This window comes from Ruminiclostridium hungatei (assembly GCF_002051585.1).
GTDB lineage: Bacteria > Bacillota > Clostridia > Acetivibrionales > DSM-1351 > Ruminiclostridium > Ruminiclostridium hungatei.
Window position 1 is genome coordinate 60,903 of record NZ_MZGX01000016.1, and the last position, 14,112, is coordinate 75,014.

The window sequence follows — 14,112 nt, forward strand, 5'->3', positions numbered from 1 at the left end:
ATTCAAGTTAACCCTATACCAACACTGCAGGATACCTCCAAGGTTTCTTTTGCAGTATTGTACTCAATAACGGCTTTTCTATATTTTACTTTTTCAGTATTTAAATCCAGCAGGCTTTTATCCAAATCTGTTTTGGAAATTCCTTTTTGACTGTATTTAGTTTTAGCAGCTTTATAATTCTTTTCTTTCAAGGCAACAGAGTTCTCGGCAGCTTTAACCACTGAATATTTGCCATTTGCAGCTATATATAAACTGAGAATCTCCTGTTTTACTTTAATGTTAGCTTCTTTTATACTCTCCTCCGCCTCTCTTATCTGGTTTAAGGAGTTTTCCCGCTGGAGCTGAAGCCCTACGCTCTGCATATTGTCCATATATGAATTATTCACAAGCCCATATGCATTTTTGCCATCCCAGTAATTAAGCCATGCGAAGGATATTTCATTTCTGTTAGTCACGGCCTTGTCAAGGTATTCATGATAGTCCATTAATTCAGTTAAATTTGTATAATCATAGTCCTCTGGAACAATGTTATCTTTCAAAGAAATACCTAATAGTTTTTTTAAGTCAAACTTAATATTTTCAACATTTCTGCGTAATTTGCCCAGCTCTTTTTTTTGAATTTCAATATTCAGTTCACTTTTTTCAAGAGAACTTTTTGATATCTCTCCCAGTTCAAATCTCTTTCTTTCCTGAACTAGTGCCTTCTGAGCTGTCTGTAGAGACGCATCAGAAATACTTATCTGGTCATTGAGAATAAGGATGCTATCAAACATTTTCCTTGTGCTTAAAGAAATATTATTAATGCTTGATTTCTTATTAAATTCGTATCTCAAAAGACTACTCCACAATGAATAATTGGGATAATTCTCCGGATTAAAAATATGGGAGATATCTTTATTATTAAAATATGCAGTCTCCCCATACATAGCATAATATCCATATAATATACCCATTTCCATACTGGTTATATTATTTGAGCTGGAGGCTTTGGAATACAAATCCGCTATATCCCTCTGAACATTATCTTCTAATCCCTTATATATTAATGGATTATAATCCTTTCCGCTGAGAAGATGATTTATTTTTTGGTCCAGCTCTTTTAGGCTAAGCGTATTTGCTATAGCTGCTTTTTGAGCGTTTTTCAAATTAATGCCATAATCTTTATTATCATTCGTCATGGCATTGGCTACGCTTGTACTTACTGTTACAAATATGACAGTTATTAACACTAACAATTTTAAAATGGTATTATGTTGCCTATTGATATTTGCCAGCATTATTTCCCTCCTTTCGTTCCTACTTAAGTATATACGTAAATATTAATTTTTTGTATTACAAATTTACAAAATTTCTTAATTAATTCATTATATTTGTAAACTGCCCTACACAAATGTTTACCTTTTATTTCTATTATGCTAAAATGAATTCTGAAAAGGAAGGTGGTTAAGATTATGAGTAAAAAAAAAGTTCTTAGTAATGATAGTTATGTCAAGATAATTCCATTAGCTTTGATTTTATTGATAGTTCCTCTTATTGTTCATCTAAAAACTGTAACACTTACAGGAGCTTCTCTATTATTTAGTCCAAACAGTGACAGTTATCCGGATTTTTTTAACTATTTTAAAGCAATATGGTTAGGGACGCTGACTGTAATAAGCTTTTTGGTCTGTTTATGGTATTTCTATTTTAAAAAATTCACCTTTAAGATTTCCAAATTATTTATTCCTTTAGGGATATATTATTTGGGTGTGATAACCTCCACAGTACTCTCTGACTATAAGCATCAGTCATTATTTGGTTTTAATGACAGATTCGAAGGCTTTTTAATTTTAACCTGCTATTTGGTAACCTGCTTTCTTGCAGCACATTTTATCACTTATGAAAAGGATGTTAAAATACTTTTTGGCGCATTGGTACTTTCAGCAGTTATCATTTCTCTACTTGGAATAAGTCAATTTTGGGGATTTGATATACTTCAGTCTGATTTTGGAAAACATCTGATGCTGTCAGCCAATGATTATAAAGAAATAGGCGAATCCTTGGAGTTTAAATTCCCTACCAGATACATATATGCCACATTATACAACCCAAACTATGTGGGAAGCTATTTCTCAATGCTTTTTCCAATAAGTCTGGTCTTCTTCCTGTTCTCAAACAGTTTAAAATATAAAATTCTTTCTGGGATTTTTAGCTGCCTTACATTTATTACTCTGGTGGGCTGTTTATCCTCTACAGGTTATATTGCCTCATTTATTGCCATTCTATTTATACTACTTATTCTTTATAAAAAGATTATTAAATCATGGAAGTCTGTTATCCCTCTCTTTTTGTGCTTGGTTGGCATTTTATTTTTCATGAACATAACTGCTGAAGGCACATTGCTGGCAGGATTTACAAAGTCTATTACCCAAAGTGAAAATAATTCACCTAATGCTGAAATTGCCGCTACCACCAAACCTGATAATAGCCTTAAAGATATTAAACTGGTTAAAAATAGTGCAAGCATAATAACAGTTGATAATGTTTTAAATATACAATTCGACAATTCCACTTATCAATGTATTTTCTCCGATAAGGCAGGTAATAGTTTAGATTTTAAAATTGATGAAACTGACAATAAGACCCTGATCTTCAATGATCCAAGATATGAAGGTATCAAGGTAATAGTTGATGGTGCAATATTTAATATCACTACAAGCAATACCGTTTTTAATATTTGCGTCAATAAAGACTCTGGTTATTTTAAATTTATGGACTATAGAGGCAATCAAGTTGATATTGTAGATGTTGAAAAATTTGGCTTCGAAGGCAAGGAGACCTTTGCTTCCTCCAGGGGTTATATATGGTCAAGGACTATACCCCTGCTCAAGGATACAATTTTCTGGGGACATGGCCCTGACACTTACGCCTTTGTCTTTCCTCAGAATGACTTTCTGGGAAAGGTGAAAGGGCTCAGTACTCCATATATGATTGTTGATAAACCTCACAATATGTTTTTACAAATTTCGGTTAATACTGGACTATTATCATTATTCGCTTTCCTGGTATTTATTATCTGGTATGCAATAGTATCTATAAAATTATATATTATGAACAGATCCGATAACATATATTTTATATCAGGTGTCAGTTGCTTAGTTGCTGTTATTGGATTTATGGTTTCAGCATTGGCCAACGATAGTGTTATAAGTGTCAGTCCCGTGTTCTGGATTATTTTAGGAGTGGGCATAGCCTCTAACAGGCTCTATAGATCGCACTTAAGCAATATTAATTTAAAGGTTTAGTTTCTTCATGACTTATATAAAAACGGCACTGTGGATGTTTCTCACAGTGCCGTTTTACTGGCTTTAAATTTTTTATTGATGAATCAATTCCTCGATTATTCTCCTAATATAACCGTAAATCTCTTCCCTTCATCCAAAGTAGTCTCATTGCCGCCGAAATCTTTAACACTCTTACAATAGAGATTATATTGAACGGTTTTGTCCAGCTTATCAAACAGTAAAATCACATTAAAACTATCTATATAAGTTATTGCTATTGGATACTTTTTGTAAGAACTATCTTTATCAATGTAATCGAGCATATAATTTTGAGGTGATGCATTAGGCACATCTACTGATATTTCTTTGCTAAAGGTAACTTTAACAGCATTTGAACCAATTATTTCAGCCTCTTTAATACTGGGTTTTATATCATCTGCCGCTCTTACCAGGAAAGTCTTTTCAATTGTACCGCTTAAAGTTTCTCCACTGTAATCCTGGAATGTACTTGGTATCTTTATGGTATATGGCCGATTTACTACTAGCTTGTTAACTTCTTTAAAAAACAACTTCACTGTCTTCTGGTCTATAGACGTGAAACGGACTGCAGAAGGAGCAAACTTGTTGCTGTATGTAATGTCGGTCATTGAATAGTTATTAATATCCAATGCCGATTTCGTATCTACTGGCCTGTCGAATGCTATTGAGATCGAGTATGCATCATCAACGCTGACATCGGTTACCGTTAATGAACTTTGATTCGTATACATTCCGCTAAATGTGAAGCTTTGCTCCTCAATACTATATTGCTTTGATATGTCATTAATTCTATTAATCATCATGCCATATGACTTATTTTTGTCCAAAAGTGTCTTAAGTCTTAAAACCACACTCTTTCCCTCTGACCCAGAGTCATTAATTACAAATGCCTTCTCTATCTGGATAGGATTGTTTTCACTATCTGTAATACTATAATTATAAACTTGCTGTGCTAAAGTGTTGTTTATTTTCCTATTAAAATTCAGTTTTATGGCTTTACTGTTTATGGCATTTATACTGTTAAGTATAAGTTTTGAATCTCCCATATCTTTTGATATAAACGAATACTGATCTCCATTACCATCTCCCAGTGCTACTCCATAAGAGCCAATCAGCCCACCGGATAGCTTTATTACGTACTCCGTACCAGGAGTAAATACCTTTGACTTTAATGCTACTGCGGCACTATAGCTGTCCCCTGCTAAACTCACCTTTAAGTCATCACCCTTGGCAAATACCTCACCGTTGCATTCAATCTCATAATTTGGTGAAAACTCAATGTTTTCATTGACCGGCTGTGTAAAATATACAACCATTTCTGAACGCGATATTTGTTCAGCCATACTTATTTTAAATAGATCAGATTTGATAGCGACAATCTTATATCCATTAAATTGGCCTGAGATAACAGGAATTGTGTTTCCTTCCATATCAACAGCATTATTTATCTCAATAGTATAACTAAGATTCTCAATTTGAGTTGATGTATCCAAAACTAAAGCATTTCCGGAATGTGAGTTTATTGACACATTCAATGTATTATTTTTATTATTAGTCTCATAAATACTTATGCTATTTGAGTCAATTGAATTAATAACTTCCGACAGCTCTACCCTGACCTTTTTAGCATTCAGGGATACCACCTGATTTACTTTTGTCACCACAGTATCTTTCAGAATTCCAGTGGAAGCGGCAGTTTCTCTGTCAATGGCACCAGAATTAACAAGCTGCTGGATTAATGTCATACTGCTGCCTTTTGGCTTTAAACCCAGCGCAGTATACATAACTTTTACAACCTCACTTCTTGTATAGCTCGAATTATCAGTTGTCTTATCAAGATATGCTGAATCTTGTACAAGGCCAATTTCATATGCTTTCTTAAAAACAGTTTTATTCCAGCTAAAATCCTCCGGTCCCGTATATCCCAGTACCTTCATTACCATTATCAAAAATGCCTGTTCTGAAAGATTTTGGTCTACTCCAAATTTATTGTTACCAATTCCAGTTGTTATTTGGTATTGCTCGCTATATGAGATATATGGAGCATACCACGCTGAAGACTTGACATCTGTGAATGAAGATGGAGATAACTCCCCCTTATTTGCTTCAAAATCTTTTGTCTTTCCAAGCAGCTTTATGATAAATACTATGGATTCATACTTTTTCAGATTTTTATCCAGGCCGTAATTTCCCTTGCCGTCCCCATCTATTAAGCCAAGCCTATTTAACGCTGCTGCCTTCGCATTGGCATCCAGATTCTCTTGTGCGCTTGCTGTGGGCATAAAAGAAATAAATATACACACTATAAGTAATAACGCAATTATTCTTCCTCTGTACATTTTCCGCCTCCTGATATATATAGCTTATTTACCTTACTAAGTAAATAATACCATATATATTGAAGTAATTACATATTCCGCACTTAGTTGTAATAAAAATGACTAAAAAAAGAGCTAAGACAATGTCTTAGCTCTTTTAATGACTTAAATTACTTAGTTACATTCCAAACAGTACCGGAAGCCAATACATTAGCATCTGGTGACGCATCAGTTATATTGTATACCTGAGTAACTGTAGTATATGGAGTTACAGCATCATTAGCCTTAGCAGTAATTGTTACAACATTACTATCTGAACCATTGCTGATACCAATTACAGTATAGCCTTCTACTTTGAATGTCAATGTAGACAATGTAGCAGACTTAATACCTTCGCTGAATGTAATATTAATGAGAAGATTATCATTCTTTGCAACTTTACCGCTGACATTCAGGGCAGCTGTTGTTGTAAATATGACACTTGGTACATCAGAACCGTTTATGGTAGTCTTAGCTACTTCTGGAGCAACTAAGTCAGCTACTTGTTTTCCCTGACCTCCCTGTAACTTAGTTCCAGAAACTGAAACAGAATTAGGAGTAGTTATAGATCCACAAGTAATATTTGCACTGGTGTATGTGGCATTTGTAGCCATATCCTTATCAAGAACCAATACAACTTCTGTCTTACCATCAGTGTTCTTCACCTGTGATTCAACAGCCTGGACTCTTATAGCATCAAATACGCTACCGTCAGTTGTAAATGTGATATCTGTGTTAGCAAATGATGATAATTCCTTATCAAATGTAACCTTTACTTTGTTCTTTGCAATTAACTTTGCACTTTCAATCAATACTGACTCAGCCTTAATGTAGGTTGAATTAGCCTGATCTTCATAAATGTTGTTCTTCACAAGAACTGGATCCAAAGAATTTCCTAATCTCTTACCTGCCAAATCCATGATAGGAGCTATTTTAACCACTGGCTGACTTACAGTTGACGCCATATCAATTACAACAGCTTTTTCAGAAAGCTTAGTAACTGTGTCATCAGATCCTAATGAAGCCAGTACAGATATACCAACACTTGTGGCAACAGCATAGTTGTTCTTGTCAAGCATCTGAGCTTCATTCATAGGCTCACTGAAGAATACATAAATTCTTCCTTCTGAACCTACTGCATAACAATCATCATTTTTTACAGAAGGAGGAGTATTGTCACCAGTTGTGAATGTGAATGTAGCTTCAGCAGCCATCTTATTTCCATACATATCTTCTGCATTCTTAACAACTACCTGATACTGAGTGTTATCAGCGAGGTTACCAGGTACAGACAATGTAAGGACTTTTCTTGCAGCATCATTTGTCAGGTTGTAGAATACATCTTTTCCATCAGATACTGATTTGAAAGTAATATTCTTCTTGTCAATTGATGAGGAAGTTAAAGCTTCATCAAATGTAATCTTATAGGCAACATTTGTATCTAATTCAGTTGATGATACTACTGGACCTGTTACATCAGCAACAACCTTTGCTGTTAATGTCTGATCAGGAACCTTTACACCATAACCGTCAACTAATTCACTGCCTGCAGTTGAACTGTTTACCAGGAAGAAAGTGATGTCTCCAGGTGGTACTGCATTCTGGAATGTAAATGCTATTTCGTCAACATAGTTTCCACTTGTTGTTGCAATATCTGCACAATATGCACCTACACTCTTGATTGAGTGGAATAATCTTAAATCAGCAGCCTTTACAGGTTTGCTGAACTTAACTTTTACTTCGTTTGGCTTAGCAGAAGAAATTGATACAACTGCAACGGATGTATCTTTCACATAATCAAATGTTGATTCACCCTTAAATACCTTGTAGCCAGCGTAGTCCTGAACAGCAGTTGCAGTTGAACCATCCTTGTTTACAGTTACAACAATAGGTCCTTCTATAAGGCTTGTTCCAAGTGTTAAGGTAACTGTTACACCTGAAATTGTGGTATTCTGTACAAAGTATGTATATGTTCCGCTCTTAACTACAAAATTGGAATCAAATGTACCACCCTGTGTATAAGTAGCTGTATCTCCACCATAAATTGGCTCTGAGAATGTAAGCTTTATGGATTTTTCTCCAGTAGCTTCTACCTTAGTTACTGTTGGGAGTATACCATCCTGAACAACTACGTCAAGTTCCTTATCTGCAGCCAATTTTTTACCATCAGCAGCCTTGATATCCTTTTTAACTTTTACCTTTGCAGTACTTGAGTTGGTGAGCTTGTCAGCTATATCATTATTCAATGTTATAACAACAGTCTTTGAATCAACTAAAGAAGCACTGTCAGAAGCAAGAGTAGTTTCTGTAGATCCACCCTTGTCTTTTACTGAGTAGAAGCTTTCTGTTTCAGCAGAATCTTTATCCATATCCTTGTTGAACTTAACTTCAATCTGCTTTGCATTCAAAGCTTTGATTGACTCAACAACCAAATCAACAGCCGGAGCAGCTATCAAACCAGCTTTTTCAGCTATAGCCTTCAAGCTTGCATCTGAACCAACATACTTAACGATAACTGTTTCTGTAGCGTCCTTAGCTTTAGCAGTTAAAGCATCAGTAACGATTGCAGTTGCAGCATCTCTTAATAATGCGTCGCCAGCAGGTATCTTAGCTGATATTGAAGTAATAGTAGCTTTAGCAGCTAATAATTCAACAGCCTTAGCATAGTCATTTTCAGCTGAAAAACCAAGTGCATTCATGAACATTGAAGCAAGGTCTTTAGCAAGCAAAGGAGCAGCAGCATTTAATTTGTTGTCTGAACCCTTTACAACACCAGCTTCAACAGCAAGTGCTACCCAACCTTCTGCCCATGATGGAACTTTAGCAGCATCATCAAAAGTGTCGATGCTTGTAACGTCCGCAGCTTCCATGTCAGCTTCTGTCTTGCCTAATACAGTCTTAAGAACTAAAACTGCACCTTCAGCCCTTGTTAATTCTTTTCCGAGCATTAAGTCACCAGATGTATTACCGGTCCAAATGCCAAGATCTTTAAGAACTGTTGCTTGCGCTTCAAATTCGTAAGTAGTTGAAGCAGCAAATGCAGTAGCCATAGATGTAAGCACTAACGCTATTGCTACAACAACTGCAGTTAACTTTCTGAGATTTCTCATGTTCTCAAATCCTCCTTGTGTATTTTGTAGCGGGTGGGCTATGTAATTGCGGAGCAGGCTACGCCTCATCCCGTTTATAGCCCAACTCGTAAAACCAATTTTTCAAGATTGAATACCTCTAGCCGCATTATGGCTAAATTTACCTATCTTGATTTCATATGTATTATATCACTGGCAAATTTTGCAGTCAACAACGCCATTTTAAGTGTAAAGAATTTGTAATAGAACTGAAATAAAGAAGGCCGAGTATACACTCTGCCTTCTTTATTTCCGAGCTTATTATTTTATTTCCCGTAAATCCTTATCTTACCGTCTTATCTTACTGTCCATACTGAGCCGGCAGCAAATACGTTGCTGTTTGCATCAGTTATGTTGTAGTTCTGTGTTACTGTTGTTGTAGCGCTGGTGTCACTTGCATTTGCCTTGACTGTCAGTTCAACTATTGAACTGTTTCCTGCGTCAAGAGCTATATTTGTTACGGTGTAGCCTTCAACGCTGAATGTCAGTGTTGACATACTTGCAAGATTCATATTTTCTGAGAAGTAAACAGATATCTTGGCTGTAACATCCTTGGCCACCTTACCGTTTACAGGAGCTACCGAGTAGTTGGAAGCTATAACCTTTGCTACATCTGCTGTGCCTGCATCTGTATCGTGGTCGTACTTAGCAACTTCAGGAGCCAGCTTGTCAACTACTGTTTCAGCTATGCTACCTGTCAGTACTGTTCCGGATACTGATTTTGTGTTTGCAGGTGCTGCAACTGTTTCAATATCAACTGCAGATGCTGTAAATTTGGCATCAGTATTTATTTCCCTGTCAAGTACGAGTATTACTTCGGTGTTGCCATCTGCATTCTTGGTCATTGACTCAACCGACTGTATTTTGATTGCTGCAGGTGTAAAGTCGGTATGTGTTGCATTGTCATATACTGCGAATTCAGTATTGTCGAAGTTTGCCAGTTCCTTGTTGAACACTAATTTGATCTTGTTCTTGGCTATCAGGTATGCATCAGCAATCTGTACCTGTTCCTGTCCAATATTTGTTATGATTGGAGCAGTGTATACAAAGTCAATATCTGTTCCTAATTTCTTGCCTGCCAAATCGGTTATTCCTGCAATCTTAAGTGAAGGCTGGTTAACTGTTACATCTGCCAGGTCAATTACAACGCTCTTATTTGACAATGCAGTTACTGTATCATTAGTTCCCAGGGCTGCGAATACTCCGCCGGTTGTAGTTTTAACCGCATAATTTGTCTTGTCAAGCATCTGGGCTTGATTCATAGGCTCGTTGAATACTACGTATATCTTTCCGTCTGCGTTTACTGCGTAAGCATCGTTAACATATGGGTTAGTGTGATCGCCTACTGTAAATGTGTAAGCCGCTTCTGCTGCCATGCTGTTATCGGCCAGGTCTTTCATAGCCTTTACAACTACCTGGTACTGAGTGTTGTCAGAAAGGTTTCCGGGAACAACCAGAGTAACCTTCTTTGCATCAGTGCCTGCATTGTAAGAGATATTGAATGTTACATCCTTGCCGTCTGCTACTGATTTGAAGGAATAGTTGCTTGCCTTGATAGCTTCTGTTGCACTTATTGCTTCATCAAATACTATTTCAAATGATGCATTTGTGTTAAGTTTTGTTGACGATACTACAGGACCTGTAACATCCACAACTATATTAGTGTTGATTGTCTGGTCAGGAACCTTTATACCGAAACCGTCAACCAATTCGTTACCTGAAACTGTGCTGTTAACCAGGAACAGTTTAACATTACCTGCAGGTATCTTGTTTGCAAAGTTGAAGGTTATTTCATCTACAAAGCCGCCAGTGGTTACTGCAGTTGCCTGATAAGCAGCTACGTCCTTGATTGAGTGGAACAGCTTAAGATCTGCTGCCTTTACCGGCTTTGAGAAAGCAAGAGTGATTGATTCCTGTTTAGCCTCTTTTACAGTAACTGCTGGTACAGTGGTATCCTTAACATAAGTGAAGGTTGTTTCACCCTTGAATACTTTGTATCCGGCATAATCCTGTATTGCATTTGCATCAAGACCTGCTGCATTTACGGTAACTGTAATCGGACCTTCAATAAGTTTGGTTCCTACTGTTACTGTGATTGTTTTCTTAGCTGCGTCAGCAGTTGCACCTTGTACATAGTAGGTGTAGCTTCCGCTCTTAACGGTAATATACTGATTTGCAATTGTTAAGTTGGTGCCGTTATAAACAGGTTCGGAGAACGTAATTCTTAATGTAGTATCTCCAATTGCTTCTACTTTTGAAACTGAAGGTATAACTCCGTCGGCTACCTGAACTGCTGAATTGGCAAAATCGGCTGCAAGCTTGACTCCGGCAACAGCTTTTATATCCTTCTTAACTGTTACTTTTGCATCTGTTGAGTTTGTAAGCTTATCGGCTGCTGCTCCGTCCAAAGTAATAACTACTGTCTTGGAATCCACCAACTGTGCGCTGTTAGAACCAAGAGCTATTATTGTAGTTCCCTTATCCTTTATTTCATAGAAAGCTTCGTCTTCTGCGGATTCCTTATCCATTGCCTGATTGAATTTTACTTCAATCTGTTTTGCATTTAAAGCCTTTATGCTCTCAACCGCAAGTGTTGCAGGAACCTTGTTGATAAGGCCGGCTTCTTCAGCCACTGCCTTTATGTCTGGGTTGGCAGCAACAATTTTGTCTATGATTGTTTCAGTACCTGCTGCTGCATAATCAGCAGTCAATGCACCATAGATCAATCCAACCGCCTGGTCTCTTAAGATAGAAGATGTGGCATATGAAAGGTAATCAGCTATGTCCTTTGCACCTTCTACTTTTGATAACTGAGCAATTGCTTCTTTCCAATCGGAAACATCATAGCCCAACTGTTTGAGCAATAATGTAGCAAACTGTCCTCCGATAAGATCCTTGTCTGCGTTAATATAAAGTTTACCGGTGGTAGTATCCAATGAACCAGACATGATGTCATTCTTCACCAGATATGCAAATCTCTTTTTTGCATAATCTTTTACTTTGCTTCCATCCGCGAAATCCTTAAGAATCGCATTGGTTTCTTCAGCGGTTAATGCGTTAGCGGCAGTGTCCATGTTGAACAACTTTGCTATAAGCACTGAACCCTGTTCTCTTGTCAACTTCGTTCCGAGAGACGGATCAAATGTTGATGGGTTTGTTCCTGCATAAAGTTCTAGCTTGTTAAGTACTGATGCTTTAGTACCATTTACTGGAGAGTATGCCGCAAATGCTGGTACGATTGTTGTTAGCATTATAGCACCGGCAACTACTACAGCAGATATCTTTTTTAGATTTCTCATTACCAAATCCTCCTTAGATTTTTAGTAGCTTTGGTTATGCCGGAATAATAGACGATTTTTATTAATGTATCCCGGCTGCAACGATTTAAAATCAAGCGTTTGCAGACATTGCCTACCTGATTTCTGAACTCATTATAGCACCGATTTTTTTCATAGGTCAACATAATGTACCATCATGTAAACTAACTGTAAGCTTACTGTAATGGGGTTTGTTTCACCTCGAGGCTTATTATGGTAAACTTATTTCGATTGCTTCCAACCCTATTTGGCCAAACCCCTTGCCAATGCTGCCTTAGAAGTACCCATCAGAATAAGCCGGTTGTGTCGGTAAGTACATTTTATATATGTTCCGTGCTGGAATTGCTGTAATTTAATTGTAATTAAACACTTAAGGAGTACTTAACCACACCTTTTTTGATTTTCCTCAGATGCATTATGCATTATTATGGTAAAATTATAGTGAACACAAATCTGAAAGTTATTTAAGGATTGTGCCGGGCACTGCATATGCCTGTAACCTGAACAAACTGTTAAGGGAGGAATAGACGAATTGAATAAACTGAAGAGCTTTATTTTTCATGCTATCATCTGGGGAGCAGTAGTGCTTATGGGGGCCATTCTCATTCTAAGCGCCTTTAAATCCGGGCCGCTTGCTCTTAAGCTGCCTTTTTTCACAGGAATACTATTTGTAGCCTTGGCAGTCTTATTTATATTTCTGTGCCTGAAAATCAACCTGCTCGATAAAATAAGCCCCAGGCCTTTCTTAGTTGCAATAATAATCATTTCCCTTGTTCCAAGGCTTCTGTGGGTACATTTTATACAAACCCAGCCCTATTCGGATTTCCTTCACCTGTACAACTACGGTGTTAACGCCGGTCATGGTGATTTTAAAGGCTTTGTTGACTTCTATTCGGTGTTTCCTTTTAAAATGAGTTTCGGTCTGGTGCTGGCAGGGCTCTTCTCTGTTTTTGGGCCCGGCCTGCTTGCGGCCAAGCTGTTTAATGTGTTAATGTCTGTTGCCCTGGTTATGATAGTCTACTTTGGAACCAGGTACATATACGGCCATAAGGCTGCAAAAGTATCCGGCTTGCTGCTTGCAGTATGGCCTGCGGATATAATGTATAACTCTGTGATTGCTTCAGAGCATCTTTTTCTGGTATTGTTCACGGCTGCAGCAGTATTGATGCTGAAATTCTTTAATAAGTACACTTTTAAGAATTATGAAATAACCAACGGCAATCTCATCTTGCTGGCCATCGGCAGTCTTACAGCTCTTGCGCAGCTTATACGGCCCATGGCCATGCTGCTTCTGCCCGTCTTTTCGGTGTATGTACTGTTTTTTAAAAAGTACAAGGCAGACCTAAGCGCCGGATTGTGGCTAAAGCTTAAGTCAGTGTTGCTTGTGGTTATGAGCTATCTGGTTGTAATTAATTTAATCAATATTCCTGTAGAAATGGCTACCGGTGTGGATGTAACAAGGTCTGATTCGGGTTTCAACCTGCTGGTGGGTACAAACTACCAGGCAAAAGGAATGTTTAACTATGAGGATTTCGGTATTATAGAAAAATTCAACTACGATATTGACAAGGTTCACAGTGAGGCAAAAAAAATTGCTCTGGAACGCATTACCTCCCAACCGTTAAAGCTGCCCTCCCTCTTTTTAAAGAAAACGGAAATCCTGTGGGGCAACGAAAACTACGGCTACTACTGGAGCACCTCCCCCGTCGGAGAAACACGGATTGAAAGCATTGTAAAATCGCATCCCCGTGTATTTTACGGGCTGTCTCAGGCCTTCTATGTAACCATAGTGCTGATGGCCATATGCAGTTGCCTCTATCATCTCAGAGAAAGACGGTATGATGCACTGATTATCTTAATGATCTTCGGAGCCATATTCCTATCCTATCTGCTGCTTGAAGTACAGTCCAGGTACCACTTGCCGATAATGCCGCTGTTGATAATGTTTGGCAGTGGAATTATGTCGGAAACCGATAAATACGGCGAATAAGCTACAGTTATTGATAAT

The 14,112-nt window shown here is 37.5% G+C and carries 6 protein-coding genes; 2 read left to right on the forward strand and 4 right to left on the reverse strand.

Annotated elements, in window-relative coordinates; genetic code table 11:
- Positions 1-2 precede the first annotated feature (2 nt).
- Positions 3-1,277 carry a TolC family protein gene (locus CLHUN_RS12575; RefSeq protein WP_080064945.1) on the reverse strand — a complete coding sequence of 425 codons (1,275 nt, stop codon included), beginning with the start codon at positions 1,275-1,277 and terminating at the stop codon, positions 3-5.
- Positions 1,278-1,451: 174 nt separating this feature from the next.
- On the opposite strand from CLHUN_RS12575, the gene CLHUN_RS12580 reads away from it, so the two are divergent.
- Positions 1,452-3,284: an O-antigen ligase family protein gene (locus tag CLHUN_RS12580; RefSeq protein ID WP_080064946.1), complete on the forward strand. Its 1,833-nt coding sequence runs from the start codon at positions 1,452-1,454 to the stop codon at positions 3,282-3,284.
- A gap of 95 nt (positions 3,285-3,379) precedes the next feature.
- Here CLHUN_RS12580 and CLHUN_RS12585 read toward each other — a convergent pair whose 3' ends face one another.
- The 3 genes from CLHUN_RS12585 to CLHUN_RS12595 all read right to left on the reverse strand — a co-directional run bounded on the left by CLHUN_RS12585 (position 3,380) and on the right by CLHUN_RS12595 (position 12,086).
- Positions 3,380-5,641 (reverse strand): Ig-like domain-containing protein, encoded by a 2,262-nt coding sequence (locus CLHUN_RS12585; RefSeq protein WP_080064947.1) that lies wholly within the window; start codon positions 5,639-5,641, stop codon positions 3,380-3,382.
- Positions 5,642-5,790: 149 nt separating this feature from the next.
- Positions 5,791-8,769 carry an Ig-like domain-containing domain gene (locus CLHUN_RS12590; protein WP_165755743.1) on the reverse strand — a complete coding sequence of 993 codons (2,979 nt, stop codon included), beginning with the start codon at positions 8,767-8,769 and terminating at the stop codon, positions 5,791-5,793.
- Positions 8,770-9,083: 314 nt separating this feature from the next.
- Entirely contained in the window at positions 9,084-12,086 is a 3,003-nt protein-coding gene (locus CLHUN_RS12595) for an Ig-like domain-containing domain (RefSeq protein WP_080064949.1), read from the reverse strand.
- 550 nt (positions 12,087-12,636) lie between these two features.
- On the opposite strand from CLHUN_RS12595, the gene CLHUN_RS12600 reads away from it, so the two are divergent.
- Complete coding sequence (locus CLHUN_RS12600; RefSeq protein WP_080064950.1) at positions 12,637-14,094, forward strand: ArnT family glycosyltransferase; 1,458 nt, start codon at positions 12,637-12,639, stop codon at positions 14,092-14,094.
- Positions 14,095-14,112 lie beyond the last annotated feature (18 nt).